Genomic DNA, 15487 nt, shown 5'->3' with positions numbered 1-15487 from the left:
GCTGAGGTTAACGCCCGTTCAGCGCCTGCCCCACCGCACTGTGGCGCACGCGGCAGATGCCGTCGATGGCGACCAGGTCGTCCGCGCTGGGCCGCCAGGTCGCGGCCGCCGCGTTGGCGGTCACCTGTTCGGGGGTGGTGGCGCCCGCGATCACCGAGCCGACGGTGGGCTGGGCGGCGAGCCAGCCGATGGCGAGGGTGGCCATGCCGATCCCGCGCTCGTCGGCGAAGGCGCGCAGCTTCTCGATCCGGTCCCACGGCGCGTCGGCCAATAATCGTTGCCGCCCGGCGAGCCTGCTGCCGTCCGGCGGGGTCTCGCCGCGCGCGTACTTGCCGGTGAGCAGGCCGTTGGCCAGCGGGAAGTACGGCAGCAGGCTGACCGAGAACCGGGCGCAGGCGGGCAGGAACTCGGTCTCGGCGCCGCGTTCGAGCAGCGAGTAGTGCGTCTGCGCGGACACCACCGGCCCGACCTGCTCGGTGCGCGCCGTCCAGCACACGTCCGCCAACTGCCAGGCGGGCACGTTGCAGATCCCCGCGTACCGCACCAGCCCGTCGCGGACCAGGTCGTCGAGCGCGGACAGGGTCTCCTCGACGGGCGTCCCCGGGTCTGGCCGGTGCAGTTGGTAGAGGTCGATCCAGTCGGTGCCGAGCCTGCGCAGCGACGTCTCGGCCGCACGCCGCACGTACCGGCGGGACCCGCGCGCGCCGAAGTCGGGCCCGTTGACGCCCTGCATGTCGAGGCCGAACTTGGTGGCGACGACGGCCTTCTCGCGCCGCCCGATCAGGGCTTGGCCGAGCAGTTCCTCGCTGCGACCGCGCGGCGCCCCGTACACGTCGGCCACGTCGAACAGGGTCACCCCGGCGTCGAGCGCGGCGGAGACGAGCTCGCGGGAACCCGCCAGCGACTCGGCGGCCGTGCCGGGTCGGCCCAGGTTGTTGCAGCCGAGACCGACGGCGCTGACCACCAGTCCTGACTCACCCAGGTGACGGAGCTCCACACCGCTGACGATAGGGCGGGAGAGCGCGTGTGAGCCAGACATCGGATGTAACGTGGACCGCGCCCTGTGTGGGTGACCCCGGTAAGGCAGGCTATGCCCATGAGCACGACACCAGAGGGTGAGCCGGGGGTCACCGCCCCAGGTTGGACCGCCGCCGACATCCCCGCGTTGGACGGCCGGACCTTCATCGTCACCGGCGGCAACAGCGGCCTCGGCTTCGAGACCTGCCGCGCGCTGGCCGCCAAGGGTGCCCAGGTCGTCCTCGCCGCCCGCGACCCCGAGAAGGGCGCCGCAGCGGTCGAGCGGATCCGCGCGGAGCACCCGGACGCCACGGTCGAGACGCGGGTGCTCGACCTGGCCGACCTCGACAGCGTCGAGGTGTTCGCGGCCGGGATCCACGAGGTCGACGTGCTGGTCAACAACGCGGGCGTGATGATGCCGCCGCGCACGACCAGCGCGCAGGGCTACGAGCTGCAGTTCGCCGTGAACCACCTCGGCCACTTCGCGCTCACCGCCCGGCTGCTCGACGTGCTGTCGCAGGGCGCCGACCCGCGTGTGGTGACCGTCACCTCGTTCCTGCACCGCCGCGGCCGCATCCACTTCGACGACCTGCACGGCGAGCACAAGTACTCCCGCACCGGCTACTACTCGCAGTCGAAGCTGGCCAACGTCGTGTTCGGCCTGGAGCTGCACCGGCGGCTGCGGCTCAACAACGTGCCGATCACCAGCGTCCTCGCCCACCCCGGCTACGCGGCGACGAACCTGCAGTCGGCCGGGCCGACCGGGATCATGAAGCTGGCGATGAAGGTGTCCAACCGGCTCGCCGCGCAGGACGCCGGGATGGGTGCGTTGCCGCAGCTCTACGCCGCGGTGTCGCAGGACGTCGACGGCGGTCAGCTGATCGGGCCGGACGGGCGCAAGGAGCAGAAGGGCTACCCGACGGTGGTCCACCCGCTGGAGTCGGCGCGCGACCGCGAGCTCGCGAAGCGGCTGTGGGACACCAGCGAGGAACTGACCGAGCTGTCCTTCGGCCTCGCCGCGCGATGACCGCGTACGCGGCGCTGCTGCGCGGGGTCAACGTCGGCGGGCGCTCGAAGCTCCCGATGGCGGACCTGCGCGCGGTGCTGACCGGCCTCGGTTATGCGGACGTCCGCACGCTGTTGCAGAGCGGCAACGCCGTGCTGCGCACCGATGCGGACGCGGCGGACGTCGAGCAGGCCGTCGAGCGGGCGTTGCTCGCCGAGGTCGGGCTGACGACGCGGTGCTTGGTGCGCACCGGCGATGAGCTGCGGGCGGTGCTCGCGGGCAACCCGTTCACCGAGGCCGACAACGGGTCGAAGATGGTGGCCGCGTTCGTGTCCTCGGTGCCGGACTCGCCGGGGTTCGACCCGGTGACGCTGGACCCGGAGCGGGTGCGGGTGGGCGATCGGGTGATCTACCAGTGGTGCCCGGACGGCATCAGCAACGCGCCGCTGGTCGTCCCGGTCGTGGAGAAGAAGTGGGGCGTCGTGGTGACCGCCCGCAACTTCAACACCGTGACGAAGCTGGCCGACCTGCTTTAACGCCCGACCGCGTACCCCTGCATGCCGCGCGGGTTGGCGGCGGCGCGCATCAGACCGTCAGGGTCGCGGGACACGGCGGACAGGCGACCGAGGGTCCACGGACCGACGTCGAGCAGGGTGTGGCCGCGCGCTTTCAGCGAGTCCAGCGTGTCCTGCCCGAGGCGGGACTCGACGTGCGCCTCGCCGGGGACGAAGTCGCGCGGGTAGAACGAACTGGGCACGGCGTTGGAGTGCCACGCGGGGGCGTCGATCGCTTCCTGGAGGTTGAGCCCGCCGACGGTGTGCGCCAGCCAGAAGCACAGCTGCCACTGGTCCTGGCCGTCGCCGCCGGGGGTGCCGAAGGCGATCCGGGGGACGCCCTCGTGCAGCGCGAGGCTCGGGGTGAGGGTGATCCTCGGGCGCTTGCCGGGGGCCAGGGTGTTCGGCAGGCCCTCGTCGAGCCAGAACATCTGCGCGCGGCTGCCGAGGCAGAAGCCCAGGTCGGGGATGGTGGGCGAGGACTGCAACCAGCCGCCGGACGGGGTCGCCGAGATCATGTTCCCCCACCGGTCGACGACGTCGATGTGCACGGTGTCGCCCTTGGTCGAGCCGTCCGCGCGCACGGTGGGTTCGCCGATCGCGCCGGACAGGGCGGCGGGGGCGGTGGGGTAGTGGGGGAGTCGCGGGTCGCGGCCGCCGGGGGAGCCGGGGCGGAGGTCGAACGAGGCCGTGTCGGAGACGAGCTTGGCGCGTTCGGCGGCGTACTCGCGGGAGAGGAGGGCGTCGATCGGGACTGGTGCATCGCCGTACCAGGCTTCCCGGTCGGCGAAGGCGAGCTTGGTGGCCTCCAGGGCGGTGTGCACGGTGTCGGCGGTGGGGATTCCGTCCACATAGGAGAGTTGTGCGTTCTCCAGAAGGCGGAGTTGTTGCAGGAGAACGGGTCCTTGGGTCCAGGGGCCGCACTTGGCCAGGGTCCACGGGCCGAAGTCGGCGGTGGTGGCGGGTTCGTAGGTGGCGGACCAGTCGGCCATGTCCTGCCCGGTCAGCACTCCCGCGTGGTCCCGCCCCGAGTCGTCCCGGAAAGCGTTGCGGCAGAAAGAATCCACCGCCTCGGCGACAAACCCCTGCGACCACGCCCGCCGCGCCGCGTCGATCTCGGCCTCCCGGGTCGACCCCTTGGCCGCCCTGAGCAGCCGCTCCCAGGTATCGGCCAGACCGGGGTTCGCGAACCGACTCCCCTTGGCCCCCAACCACAACGCCCCCGACGTCGGCCAGTGCTCGGTGAAAAGGTCCCGCACCCTGTCGACGACGGCGGTCACCTGCTTGAGCAACGGAAACCCGTTCCGCGCATACCCGATGGCGTACCCGAGCACGTCGTGCAACCGCTTGGTCCCATGATCCCGCAACAACGTCAACCACCCGTCCCACGCCCCGGGCACGGTCGCCGACAACAACCCGCTCCCCGGCACCAGATCAAGCCCAAGCCCCCGGTAGTACCCCACCGAAGCCCCCGCAGGCGCCACCCCCTGCCCGCACAACACCCGAGGCACCGGATCGGCGGCGGTCGCGAACACCGCTGGAACCTCCCCACCAGGCCCGTTCAGGTGCGGCTCCACCACCTGCAACACAAACCCAGCCGCCACCACGGCGTCGAAGGCATTCCCCCCGTCCTCCAACACCGCCATCCCCACCCCGGACGCGACCCAGTGCGTGGAAGCAACCATCCCGAAGGTGCCCGCAAGCTCGGGCCGAGTCGTGAACACACCCCCAACATACGAGCGCCGCACCACTTGCCCCAACTTCTGAAAAAGTTCAGAATTAGAGCATGGCAACTGAGGTGCAGTGGAGCGAACTCCAACGCGACCCGAAGAGCGTCGCCGCCCTCGCGGACCAGGGCGACGTGCTCGTCCGACGACGGGACGGGGCGTCATTGCTGCTGGTCAGAGCGGATCGTGCCCGGTCGGCGGCCGCTGGGTCGTTCGCCGCTGCCCGCGGGCTGCGCACCGTGCTGGCACACCTGCCGCCGGAGGTGGTGAACACGGCGCTGATCGAGGAGTTCCCCTGGGTGGACGCGCTCCCCGAACCCGAGCGGCTCCAGTTCGCCCACGACTTCGTCCGCGCGTTCCAGGCATCGGCCGAACTGGGCAACTGGTCCCTGCTCGACCAGGCAGTCCGCGAATGGCGCAGCACGGCCGCCGTTCACGCCGACCCCGACCTCCGCGCCGCCCTCACCGGCCCCCTCGACGACGACCTCGGCGCCGTGACCCCACCGATGGGCGAGTGACCGTGCCCGCCAAACGCGGAGACCGCGTAACCCCACCGGGTCCACCGAGTGGCTGGGAAGCACGATTCGCCACCACCGAGGCGGCGAAGGGCTGGGAGCACCTGTGCCAGACCGCCAGGAGCAACACCTGGGAAGCGTGGATCGTGCTCACCGAGCGTCCGACCGAACCGGAGAGCCCCGCACGCCAGCATCGTCTCCGAGGGAGCCTGGGCACCCGCGAACACTCCGGACGCCCCTTGGAGCAATGGCAGTACGAAGTCACCGCAGGTGGCCGGATCTGGTACTGCCCAGACCCGGCCCGCCGCGTCGTGTGGGTGACCCATGCGGGCACCGGCCACCCGAAGTCGACTGACTAGTTCTCCCGGACGCCCAGGCCGATGGGGCAGGAGACGCCGGTGCCGCCCATGCCGCAGTAGCCGTTGGGGTTTTTCTGGGGGCTCAGGTATTGCTGGTGGTAGTCCTCGGCGTAGTAGAAGGTGCCGAGGGGGGCTACTTCGGTGGTGATCTGGCCGTAGCCCGCGCGGGTGAGGACGTCCTGGTAGGCGGCCAGGGAGGTTTCCAGGGACTTCTTTTGCTCGTCGTCGGCGTAGTAGACGGCGGAGCGGTACTGGCTGCCGAGGTCGTTGCCCTGGCGCAGGCCCTGGGTGGGGTCGTGGCCTTCCCAGAAGATCTTGAGCAGGTCGTCGTAGGAGACCTTCGCGGGGTCGTACACCACGAGGACGCCCTCGGTGTGGCCGGTGAGGCCGGAGCACACTTCCTCGTAGGTCGGGTTCGGGGTGTGGCCGCCGACGTAACCCACCGCTGTGGAGTACACGCCGGGGACCGCCCAGAAGACCCGTTCGGGACCCCAGAAGCAGCCCATGGCGAACACAGCGGTGCGCGTGCCCTCGGGGAACGGCGCCACGATCCGCCGGTCGGGGTACACCGTGTGCGCCGTCGGGACCACCAGGGGCTCCTGGCGACCCGGCAGGGCCTGGTCGGCTGCGACAATACGAGTCTTGTCCCGCCTGAACAGCGTCATGACACCACTGTAGAGACCCACGGCAACCCGTGCGGGTGGGACAGGACCGAGCTGACCGCGAGCGGAAGACCAACGCATGCAGTGGCAGGACACCCTTCGCGACCTCGACGACCGGCTGTCGTCCGGGGAGATCGACGCCGCCGAGCACCGGCGGTTGCGGGACGAGGCGCTGGCCGAGGCGTCGGGGACGACCCGGCGGGTGCCGATCCCGTCGTCAGCGTTCCTCCCGCGCCGCGAGTTGAGCCCGGCGCGGGCGCTCGAGCTGGGCGAACGGGGCCGTTTCGTCGACGGTGAGTCGCTGTTCGTCGAGTCGGAGGGCCGTAGGGGCAAGGTCGCGCTCGGTGTGGTGGCTGCGGCAGCGGTGGTCGGTGTGGCTGTGTGGTGGTTCTCCGGTTCGACTGAGCCCGCGCCGGTAGCCGCACCTCCGCCTCCGACCGCCAACCGGGCAGACGAACTCGCTAGAGGCTTACCCAAGCTGCCCGGCACAGTCAGATCCCAGCCGTCAGTCTTACCCGTCTCCGTTGGCCCCCAGCTCGGCCTCTATGGCCCGGAGGTCCCCAACGCCGGTAGCTCGGGCCTCGTGAACGCCGCCTCTACTGACGGTCCCCGCTCTCTTACCGTCAACGTCCTCGACAACGGCGGCGGTCCTGATCGGGCCAAAGACATCCTGGCCTACGCAGCCGCCACAGGTTGGGCCAACGACACCGCCCCGGAAGGCGTACAGATAGTGCGCACGGGTCAAGGCGGCACACAGCACTACCGCGCCGTCTACCGCTCTGGAACCTGGACTGTGCTGGTCACGGCCACCTCGAAGGACGACGATGTGTCGTTCCGGGCCTACTTCGACTCGGTCCTAGCACGCACGCTCTTGGCGTTGCCTGCCCGCTGAGCTCGCGGAGTCACATTGGGTAGGGTACGAGCACACGGTGGAGGAGCTCGGCGATGACCTGGCAAGAAGAGTTAAGGCAGCTGGACGCCGACTTGGCCGCGGGACGCCTGTCCTCCGACGACTACCGCGTCCGGCGGGACGCCGTGCTGGCCAAGGCCGCGAGCGGTGACACCGGCCTGCCGCTGCAGCCCGCGCCCACCCCCGTGCAGCCCGCCCCGGAGCCGATCACCCAGCTGCCGCTGCCCCCGGCACCCACCCCGGCCGCACCCGTCGCGGCGCCGATCTCCGCCCCGGTCCCGGTCCCCGCGCCGCCCGTGGTCGCGGACAAGCCCGCAGACGGCCCCTTCCCGCCCGCGTTCAAGTGGAAGGACGACACCCCGGCGGTCGAGGCGACCAACATCATCCCGGCGATCACCCCGGACACCCCGCGCCCCGCCGGCATCCCGGTCGGTGAGCGGACGCAGACCGTGCAGACGGTGCGCCCGCAGGAGCCGCAGGCGGACCGCACACAGGTCGTGCGCAACCCCGAGCAGCAGGCGGCCACCGCGGAGCCGCAAGCGGACCGCACCCAGGTCGTGTCCAGCAGCGAGATGCGCACGGTCACCACGAACATCCCGCCGCTGCCCCAGCAGCAGCAGCCCCAGCACCCACCGCAGCACCCGGTGGTGCCGCCGGGCTGGAACCAGCAGCGGCCGGTCGAGAGCGCGCCGCCGTGGTGGGCGGGCGAGGAGGTGCCCGAGCTGGGCAACTCCGCGTGGCCGCAGAGCGCGGACGTGTTCGCCACCGACACCAAGCCCGGCCGCGGCAAGACGGTGTGGCTGGTGATCATCGCGATCCTCGTGGTGCTGGGCATCGCGACCGGCGCGTTCTTCGTGGGCAAGAGCGTCGGCGAGAGCAAGTCGTCGAGCGCTGGCTACTCGCGCCTGGACAGCACCACCCAAACTCGTTAGCGACCACTCCACAGTTATCGGTACCGTTCGGGAGATCCTCCCGTCACGCTCCAAGGCTCTTAGCGCCTGAGCGTTTGGCTGTCCGCCCCGATGTGCGCCCGCAGCTCCGTGAACCGCAGCTCCCGTACAGGTCGAGCGCGGACACGATCAAGGATCGGCCATCTGCCCGCGTGGGCCAGCACGTCTCCCAACCTTTCGACCGCGCCCGCACGGCCGGTCCTGCACGAGGTAGTCGGGGAAGGAAAAGCTCTTGCCGCATAGTTCGTCTGACAACGAAACTGGCCGGGTGCGTACCCACCAGGCGGTCACCCTCGCCACCGTGCTGCTCGCCGTCCTGATGTTCCCGATCACGCTCACCGGCGCCTCGATCGCCCTGCCCGAGATCCGCACCGCGCTGCACGGTGACCTCGCGTCGGTGCAGTGGGTGGTCAACGCCTACAACACGACCTTCGCCGGGTTCATGCTCGCCGCCGGTGGGCTGGCCGACATCGTGGGCAGGCGCCGGGTGTTCGCGGCGGGTACCGCGATCTTCGCCGCGGGCGGCCTGCTCAGCGCGGTCGCGGCGAACCTGCTGGTGCTCGACGTGCTGCGCGGCCTGTCCGGCATCGGCGCCTCCGCCGCGGCGACCAGCGCCGTCGCGATCCTGGCAGGCTCGTTCGACGGCAAGGCCAAGGCACTGGCGTTCAGCCTGTTCGGCACCACGATCGGCTTCGGGCTCGCGTTCGGGCCGTCGGTGTCGAGCCTGCTCATGGGCGCGTTCGGCTGGCAGGCGGTGTTCTGGTTCCCCGCCGCGGTCGGCCTGGCGGCGTTGGCGCTGGTCCCGGTGCTGCCCGAGTCCCGCAACCCGGCCGCGACCGGCGTCGACTGGCCGGGGACGACCACGTTCACCGGCGGGCTGCTGCTGGTCATCACCGGGTTCATCGAGGGACCCGCGCTGGGCTGGGCCAGCCCGCTGGTGCTGCTCGCGTTCGTCGTCGGCGTCGGCCTGCTGGTGGCGTTCGCCGTGGTCGAGCGGCGCGTCGCGAACCCGATGTTCCACTTCGAGCTGCTGCGCACCCCGCGCTTCCTGGCCGCGGCGATGGCGGCGGCGACGTTCGTGGCGGTGATGGTGCCGCTGCTGGTCTACCTGCCGTCGTACCTGACCGAGGTGGTCGGGCAGACGGCGCCGCAGGCCGGGGCCACGCTGATCCTGATGACCGCGCCGATCCTCGTGCTGCCGCTGGTCGCGGGCGCGCTGGCCAGGTGGACCTCGGAGAACACCGTCCTCGCCGCGGCACTCGCCCTGGTGGCGCTGGGCGCGGGCTGGCTGACCACGATCAACCCGGGCAGCACCGCGCTGTCGCTGGCCGGACCGCTGCTCACCCTCGGCGCGGGCATCGGCCTGTCGACAGGCCTGGTCGACGCCATGGCCCTGAGCAGCGCCGGACCCGACCGCGCGGGCACCGCCTCCGGCATGTTCGGCACCTCCCGCCTCGCCTTCGAAACGATCAGCATCGCCGTCGTCGGCTCCATCATCGCCACCGGCACCGCAGGCACCCTCCAGGGCGACGGCTACACCAGCGCCCTCCGCCTCTCCCTCTGGCTCCTGGCCGCCCTCACCACCTTGGTCCTGGCCGCCTTCCTCACCCTCACCCGCCGCACCCCAGCCACCGCCGCCGTCGCTTGACCGCACCAGTTGTCCCCACCTGTGGATAACTCAACCCGGCGCGGAGTGCCCCACAGCACCGTCCAGAGCGAGTGATTCCCCAGCTCGGAGGCAACTTTTGCACCTGTTTCAGCAGTCACCGGGGGTGGGCACCGGAATGAGTTTATCCACAGGAGTTATCCACAGTGTGCACAAATGTTCGAGCAACGCTGTGTCGCTGGGGGCGCTACTTACCGTAGTGGTATCGGCACGCGGCGATCCGCACCGTGTCGTCCACGACCTTGTAGACCAGGCGGTGTTCGTCGGTGATGCGACGTGACCAGTAGCCCTGGAAGCCGTGCTTCAACGGCTCGGGCTTGCCGATCCCCTCGTTGCCGTGACGGCAGACGTCCTTGATGAGGTCGTTGATCCGCTTGAGGACCTTGCGGTCCTCGGTTTGCCACCAGACGTAGTCCGCCGAGGCGTATTCGTCCCAGACCAGCTTCATTCCGCCAGGTCGTGCTGTGCGCCGTCGCCGGACTCCAGGCGCTCGATGGCCGTGATCAGTCGCCGCGCGTTCTCAGGACTCCGCAGCAAGTAGGCGGTCTCCTTGAGCGACTGGTAGTCGTCGAGGGACACGATCACGACCGGCTCGTGCCCAGCGCGGGTGATCACGACCTCCTCGCGGTCGTTGACCACGGAATCGAGGGTCTCGGCGTACTTCGCGCGAGACTCGGAGTAGCTCATGGTCTTCACAGACACCCTCCCTTCGACGTACAGAATAATGTACGTCGGCTGCGGAGCTGGGGCAAGGGTTTGCCCATGTGACCTAGCAGGGCCCGGGAGGGTCGCCCGCTATGTCCGGGTAGGGCGGGGCGTTCCGGCCGATGGTGGTCGGTTGGGGGAAATCCGGGTCGATGACCAGGCATGATCTGCGCCATGGGTGAACGGGCGCGGGCGCGGGCCGCGGTGGCTTTGGGGCGGTGGGTGGAGCCTGGGGAGGTGTTCGCCCAGGGGAAGGCGTTGCGGGAGAGGGCGGGGCTCAAGGAGCACCGCGAGGTGAGCCTGGCGGCGGATCGGCCCTCGGTCGTGGACTTCGTGGCGGCGAGCAACGCGGGGCGGGTCGAGGACCTGGTGCCGTTGCGGGTCGGGCGGATGGTGGTGTCGCCGTTCGCGTTCTTCCGGGGTAGCGCCGGGTTGATGGCGGCCGACCTGGTCCGGACGCCGCGCAGTGGGTTGGACGCGCAGTTGTGCGGGGACGCGCACGCGGCGAACTTCGGTCTGTACGGGACGCCCGAGGGGCAGATCGTCATGGACATCAACGACTTCGACGAGACCGTGCCGGGGCCGTGGGAGTGGGACCTCAAGCGGCTGGCGACGAGCATCGTGCTGGCCGGTCGGGAGGGCGGGTTCTCCGAGCGGTCGTGCCGGGAGGCGGCCGAGGACGTGGTGCGGTCCTACCGCAAGGCGCTCGACCACCTCGCCGAGCAGCCGTTCCTCGACTCGTGGTCGGCGCTGGGCGACGAGTCGGTGCTGGCCAAGGTCGACGGCCAGGCGCTGCTGGACGACTTCGCGAAGGCGGCCAAGAAGGCCCGCAAGAACACCAGCGCCAAGGTCGCCGCGAAGTGGACCCAGCGCGGCGCGGACCAGCGGTGGCGGTTCGTCACCGAGCCGCCCGTGCTCACCCCGGTCGACGACGAGGTGGCAGAGGCCGTGGTCGGTGCCCTGCCCACGTACGTCGACACGCTGCGCGAGTCGCGGCGGAACCTGATCATGCGGTACGGGGTGTCCGACGTGGCGTTCCGCGTGGTCGGCACCGGCAGCGTCGGCCTGCGCAACTACCTGGTGCTGCTGCACGGCAACGGCGATGAGGCCCTGGTGCTGCAGGTGAAGGAGGCCCAGTCCTCGGCGCTGGCCCACCACCTCGGCCTGGCGCCCGCCAAGCACGAGGGCAAGCGCATCGTCCACGGCGCGCGGCTCGTCCAGGCCGAGACCGACATCCTGCTCGGTTGGACCACCGTCGGCGGCAGGCACTACATCGTCCGGCAGTTCCGGAACCGCAAGGGGGAGATCGATCCCACAACGCTGGAGCGGGACCACCTCGACGACTACGGCCGCTTCGCGGGGGCACTCCTGGCCCGCGCCCACACCCGCTCCGTGGACCCCAGGCTCCTGGCGGGCTACTGCGGCGAGGACTTGGACGAGGCGATCGGCAAGTACGCGACCTCTTACGCAGACCAGACCGAGTCAGACCACGCAGACCTTCTAGCCGCCGTCCGCACCGGCAAACTCCCGGCGCTTCACGAGGAGTGACCCCCGAGAGCCCCACCTGATCGCTTGCCCTACCTTCCCGGCCATCGACACGGGGGTCCGGGGGCGAAGCCCTCCGGGTGGGGCGCGGGGGCTTCGCCCCCGAAATACACGGCGAACGAAAAATGGCGAGTGCTCTTCATGAGCACCCGCCACCATTCGTGAGCGGATGACGAGACTCGAACTCGCGACCCTCACCTTGGCAAGGTGATGCGCTACCAGCTGCGCTACATCCGCCTACCCGGTCTTGCTTGGGTACGGGAACTATACCTTAGGCTCCGGTAACGCTGTCGCAGCGGGGGGTACCTTCCCCACACTCGCCGACCGAGGGGGTGCTGTTGGGCCAGGCAGGATCTACCCGACGGGCTAGTGCAGATGATGGGGTCCTCTTAACGTTATTCACGTTTATCGACCGCTGGACAACACCATGTGGCATCTTGTTCACCACTGTCACGACGGCCAGGAGGAGGTACCGGGCCGGATGACCGGGATGCACCGGCCTGCTTCCGGCGGGCGTCGCGACGCTGACGAGGGTGGTTCGTCAGTCGCCGCCTGCGAAGATCTGGCACTCCTGCAACGCCTCCGCTCCGGTGATGACGCCGCCTTCGGCGAGCTGTTCTCCCGGCACTCCGACGCCGTGCGCAGGCTGGCCCTGGGGTTGGTCGCCGACCGCGCCGAGGCCGAGGACCTGGCCGCCGAGGCCTTCTTTCGCGTGCTGCAGGCGGTCCGCCGCGGCTCGGGGCCCGTGGACAACGTGCGCGGCTACCTGCTGATCGTGACCAGGCGGGTCGCGTGGGAGTGGAACGCCCGCAAGCGCGACGTCCCGGTGAGCGACGAGGAGCTCAGCCACCGGGTGGGCGCAGGCCCGGACAACACCGGTCAGTCGACCGAGCGCACCCTGATCACCCGCGCGTTCACCAGTCTCCCCGAGCGGTGGCGCAGCGTGCTGTGGAAGGTCGAGGTCGAGGGGGAGCGTCCCGCTGTTGTCGCGGGCAACTTCGGTCTCAGCCCGAACGCCACCGCCGCGTTGGCTCGCCGTGCGCGTCAGGGGCTGCGTGCGGCTTACCTCCAGGCGCACCTGACCGTCGACCGCGGCTCTACCGGCTGCCGGTCCGTGTTGGAGAAGCTAGGCGCGTACACGGCAGGCAGCATCAAGGGCACCGAGCGGCGCAAGGTCCGCGCGCACCTGTCCATCTGCCCTTCGTGCACGTCGATGCAGGCCGAGCTCCAGGACGTCTGCTCCGGTCTGCGCGCGCACGCCGCGTTCATCGCCGCCCCGATCGCCGGGATCGCGCTGTGGCAGCAGATCGGCATCGCCAGCTCCACGACCGGCGCGGCCACGGGGCTCGGCGCGGTCAAGGGTCTGCTGTCGACGGCGAAGATGCAGGTCACGCTGGCCGCGACCTCGGCGGCCGCGGTCGGCGTGTTCGGGTTCGCCCTGGTCCCGTGGGGGACGACCGGCGAACAGCAGGCGTACGCCGACTTCAACGGCGGCGGCCCGACCGAGCTGCTCGTCGAGCCGGACCCGTCCGCCGCGGGTGGTCTCGCCCCGGCGCCGACGAACACGGTCGTCCCGACCCAGGACCGGCCAAGGCCGGGGTCGCCGACCACCCCGACCGCCCCCGCGGGCGGTGAGGCCAGGCAGACGGCCACCAGCCAGCAGCAGGTGCCCGCCGTCCAGCAGTCTCCGCAGGCGGCCAGCCAGGTGGTCCGGGTCGCCACCCCGCCCAAGGCGCAGCCCAACAACTCCCCGGTGGAGAAGCCGAAGCAGGCGCCCCAGGAGACCAGGCAGCGCAACCAGGGCCGGATGAACACCCAGCAGGTGTCGACCTTCGACGAGTCGCTGCCGGTGGTCTACAGCCAGACCACCTACGAGCGGCGGTGGACGGTCTACGACCGCTACGACGTCGTCACCGAGACGAGGGTCACCACCAAGGTCAACTCGGCGCGGCAGACCACCGTCGCGACCAAGCAGGCGGAGTACACCCACTACCGCCACCCGCGCCCGGTGCGGCAGGGGACCAGGGTGGAGTCGTACTCCTCGGTCACCGTGACGGGGGTCCCCCGACCCCGGTAGTTGATCAACTCGGGTCGCCGGTGCCAGAATCGGTGCGTGGGCTGGTCGGGCATTTCACCCGTTGGTCGCAGCGCCGAGGCGGTAACGTTGCCCCTCGGTGCTGTCAGACCCGGGTGCGTGCCGCTGGCCGCGCACCGGCGGCCGGAGGGCAGGAGATGACGCGTCAGGTACGTGACGTGAACGGTCGGTTGTGGACCGTGCACGGCACCCTCGAGTGGCGCACCCCGGCCACCGAGGACGACTTCGAGCACGACGTCGCGGCCGGGTACGTCCCCGGCGTGGTGATGCTGGTGCTGATCACGGTCCTGGTGGTCGCGCTGGTCGCCTGGATGCCGGTCGACGTGGTGGTGCCGGGCTGGTTAGTCCTGCTCCTGGTGCTGGCCATCCTGTTCTTCCCGGCGCGCTGGGCGGTGCGGCGGCCGTGGACGCTGGTCGCCGAGACCGGGGACGACGGCGACGGCGAGCCGACCGAGCGCTGGATGGGCACGATCCGCGGCTACTTCAGCGCGCGCACCGAGATCACCAGGATCGCCAAGGAGATCAGCCAGGACACCCAGCCGAGCTACGAGGGCGTCCTCAAGCCGCTGACCTGAGCGTGCTCGACCGGTGACGGCCCGCTGCGGGGCATGACAGACCGCCCCGCAGCGGCGAGACTGGTGCCGTGCCGGAACTCCCCGAGGTCGAGGCCCTAGCCCACCACCTGCGCGAACACGCCGTCGGTCGACGCGTGCAGCGGGTGGACGTCGCCTCGCTCAGCGTCCTCAAAACCGCCAGCCCGCCATGGACCGCGCTGCACGGCCGCGAGGTCACCGCCGTCGCCCGCCACGGCAAGTACCTGGACGTGGCGGCGGAGGGCCTGCACCTGGTCACGCACCTGGCGAGGGCCGGGTGGCTGCGCTGGGCGGACACGATGTCGGCAACGCCGCCCAAGCCGGGCAAGGGCCCGCTGGCACTGCGCGTGCACCTCGGCCCGCCCGGCCAGGGCCCCGGCTTCGACCTGACCGAGGCAGGCACGAAGAAGGGCCTGGCCGTCTGGATCGTCGAGGACCCGGACACCATCGAGCAGATCGCCACCCTCGGCCCCGACGCCCTCTCCCTGACCCGCGACGAGTTCGGCGCTGTGCTGACGGGCCGCACCGAACGCCTGAAGAACCTGCTGACCAGCCAACGCGTCCTAGCAGGCATCGGCAACGCGTACTCCGACGAGATCATGCACGTAGCGCGGCTATCCCCCTACGCCACTCCAGCGCGCTTGCCGGAGGAGTCCATCGACCAGCTCTACGACGCCATGCGCACAGTGCTGACAGACGCCGTCACCCGTTCGGTCGGCCAAGACGCCGCCCGCCTCAAGGGCGAGAAGCGCTCCGGTCTGCGGGTCCACGCCCGGACCGGCCTGCCCTGCCCGATCTGCGCGGACACCATCCGCGAGGTCTCGTTCGCGGACAAGGCCTTCCAGTACTGCCCCACCTGCCAAACCAACGGCAAACCCCTAGCCGACCGCCGCCTCTCCCGCCTGCTCAAGTAACCCGCCCCCGAACCGAGCCACCCCCGCCGCTCGGCCCCTTGCCGCCCACCCGCCGCCGACCGGCCACCCGACCGCCGCAGGCCCGGCGCGTCCCCCCACCCGACCGCCCCCGCCCCGCTCGCCCCCGCCCCGCCCGCCACCGACCGGCCGCCCCGCCCCGCAGCCTGCTGGCCGCCAGCTCAAGATCAACTCTGCTCCGGGGGCCCACCCTCCCGGGGCCCGGGGCCCCATCTCTGAACCTATCGACCAGGACGATCTGTCAATAGGGC

15 protein-coding genes and 1 tRNA gene are annotated in these 15487 nt (G+C 70.7%); 10 read left to right on the top strand and 6 right to left on the bottom strand.

Features of this window, described 5'->3' with window-relative positions:
* Positions 1-7 precede the first annotated feature (7 nt).
* Positions 8-997 carry an aldo/keto reductase gene (locus BMY07_RS32665; protein WP_211346422.1) on the bottom strand — a complete coding sequence of 330 codons (990 nt, stop codon included), beginning with the start codon at positions 995-997 and terminating at the stop codon, positions 8-10.
* Positions 998-1096: 99 nt separating this feature from the next.
* On the opposite strand from BMY07_RS32665, the gene BMY07_RS32660 reads away from it, so the two are divergent.
* Both BMY07_RS32660 and BMY07_RS32655 read left to right on the top strand, forming a co-directional pair.
* A complete protein-coding gene (locus BMY07_RS32660; RefSeq protein ID WP_092787079.1) occupies positions 1097-2044 on the top strand; it encodes an oxidoreductase in 948 nt (315 codons plus the stop codon).
* On the top strand, positions 2041-2559 hold the full coding sequence (locus BMY07_RS32655) for a DUF1697 domain-containing protein (RefSeq protein WP_092787077.1): 519 nt from the start codon (positions 2041-2043) through the stop codon (positions 2557-2559). The genes BMY07_RS32660 and BMY07_RS32655 overlap by 4 nt, the downstream gene beginning before the upstream one ends.
* Here BMY07_RS32655 and BMY07_RS32650 read toward each other — a convergent pair.
* Positions 2556-4301: a gamma-glutamyltransferase family protein gene (locus tag BMY07_RS32650; RefSeq protein WP_092787075.1), complete on the bottom strand. Its 1746-nt coding sequence runs from the start codon at positions 4299-4301 to the stop codon at positions 2556-2558. The two genes, BMY07_RS32655 and BMY07_RS32650, sit on opposite strands and share 4 nt — an antisense overlap.
* A gap of 62 nt (positions 4302-4363) precedes the next feature.
* Here BMY07_RS32650 and BMY07_RS32645 point away from each other — a divergent pair, with 62 nt between their 5' ends.
* Positions 4364-4822: a hypothetical protein gene (locus BMY07_RS32645; protein ID WP_143073760.1), complete on the top strand. Its 459-nt coding sequence runs from the start codon at positions 4364-4366 to the stop codon at positions 4820-4822.
* A 352-nt stretch (positions 4823-5174) separates the two neighbouring features.
* Here BMY07_RS32645 and msrA read toward each other — a convergent pair whose 3' ends face one another.
* Positions 5175-5843, bottom strand: coding sequence for a peptide-methionine (S)-S-oxide reductase MsrA (gene msrA / locus BMY07_RS32635; RefSeq protein WP_092787071.1), 669 nt, complete (start codon positions 5841-5843; stop codon positions 5175-5177).
* 76 nt (positions 5844-5919) lie between these two features.
* Between msrA and BMY07_RS32630 the strand changes: the two genes are divergently transcribed.
* The 3 genes from BMY07_RS32630 to BMY07_RS32615 all read left to right on the top strand — a co-directional run bounded on the left by BMY07_RS32630 (position 5920) and on the right by BMY07_RS32615 (position 9348).
* Positions 5920-6732: a hypothetical protein gene (locus tag BMY07_RS32630; RefSeq protein ID WP_092787069.1), complete on the top strand. Its 813-nt coding sequence runs from the start codon at positions 5920-5922 to the stop codon at positions 6730-6732.
* Between the two features lie 53 nt (positions 6733-6785).
* Entirely contained in the window at positions 6786-7682 is an 897-nt protein-coding gene (locus BMY07_RS34720) for a hypothetical protein (RefSeq protein ID WP_177215936.1), read from the top strand.
* Between the two features lie 286 nt (positions 7683-7968).
* A complete protein-coding gene (locus tag BMY07_RS32615; RefSeq protein ID WP_218150861.1) occupies positions 7969-9348 on the top strand; it encodes an MFS transporter in 1380 nt (459 codons plus the stop codon).
* Between the two features lie 205 nt (positions 9349-9553).
* On the opposite strand, the gene BMY07_RS32610 is transcribed toward BMY07_RS32615, so the two are convergent.
* Together BMY07_RS32610 and BMY07_RS32605 are read right to left on the bottom strand one after the other, a co-directional pair.
* Positions 9554-9814, bottom strand: a complete 261-nt coding sequence (locus BMY07_RS32610; protein WP_092787065.1) for a Txe/YoeB family addiction module toxin — start codon at positions 9812-9814, stop codon at positions 9554-9556.
* The gene (locus BMY07_RS32605; RefSeq protein WP_245782796.1) at positions 9811-10053 is read right to left on the bottom strand and encodes a type II toxin-antitoxin system Phd/YefM family antitoxin; all 243 of its coding nucleotides are present in this window, start codon (positions 10051-10053) and stop codon (positions 9811-9813) included. The genes BMY07_RS32610 and BMY07_RS32605 overlap by 4 nt, the downstream gene beginning before the upstream one ends.
* A 192-nt stretch (positions 10054-10245) precedes the next feature.
* On the opposite strand from BMY07_RS32605, the gene BMY07_RS32600 reads away from it, so the two are divergent.
* Positions 10246-11619: a DUF2252 domain-containing protein gene (locus tag BMY07_RS32600; RefSeq protein ID WP_092787152.1), complete on the top strand. Its 1374-nt coding sequence runs from the start codon at positions 10246-10248 to the stop codon at positions 11617-11619.
* A gap of 161 nt (positions 11620-11780) precedes the next feature.
* Here BMY07_RS32600 and BMY07_RS32595 read toward each other — a convergent pair.
* Positions 11781-11853 (bottom strand) — tRNA-Gly (locus BMY07_RS32595).
* 244 nt (positions 11854-12097) lie between these two features.
* On the opposite strand from BMY07_RS32595, the gene BMY07_RS35080 reads away from it, so the two are divergent.
* The 3 genes from BMY07_RS35080 (at position 12098) to BMY07_RS32580 (ending at position 15218) form a co-directional block, all read left to right on the top strand.
* Complete coding sequence (locus BMY07_RS35080; RefSeq protein WP_342741574.1) at positions 12098-13693, top strand: sigma-70 family RNA polymerase sigma factor; 1596 nt, start codon at positions 12098-12100, stop codon at positions 13691-13693.
* 155 nt (positions 13694-13848) lie between these two features.
* A complete protein-coding gene (locus BMY07_RS32585; RefSeq protein WP_177215935.1) occupies positions 13849-14286 on the top strand; it encodes a DUF983 domain-containing protein in 438 nt (145 codons plus the stop codon).
* Between the two features lie 68 nt (positions 14287-14354).
* Positions 14355-15218 (top strand): DNA-formamidopyrimidine glycosylase family protein, encoded by an 864-nt coding sequence (locus BMY07_RS32580; protein WP_092787059.1) that lies wholly within the window; start codon positions 14355-14357, stop codon positions 15216-15218.
* Positions 15219-15487 lie beyond the last annotated feature (269 nt).

Origin of the sequence: Actinokineospora terrae (assembly GCF_900111175.1) — a bacterium.
Taxonomy (GTDB): domain Bacteria; phylum Actinomycetota; class Actinomycetes; order Mycobacteriales; family Pseudonocardiaceae; genus Actinokineospora; species Actinokineospora terrae.
This window is presented reverse-complemented; position numbering and strand designations above follow the sequence as displayed.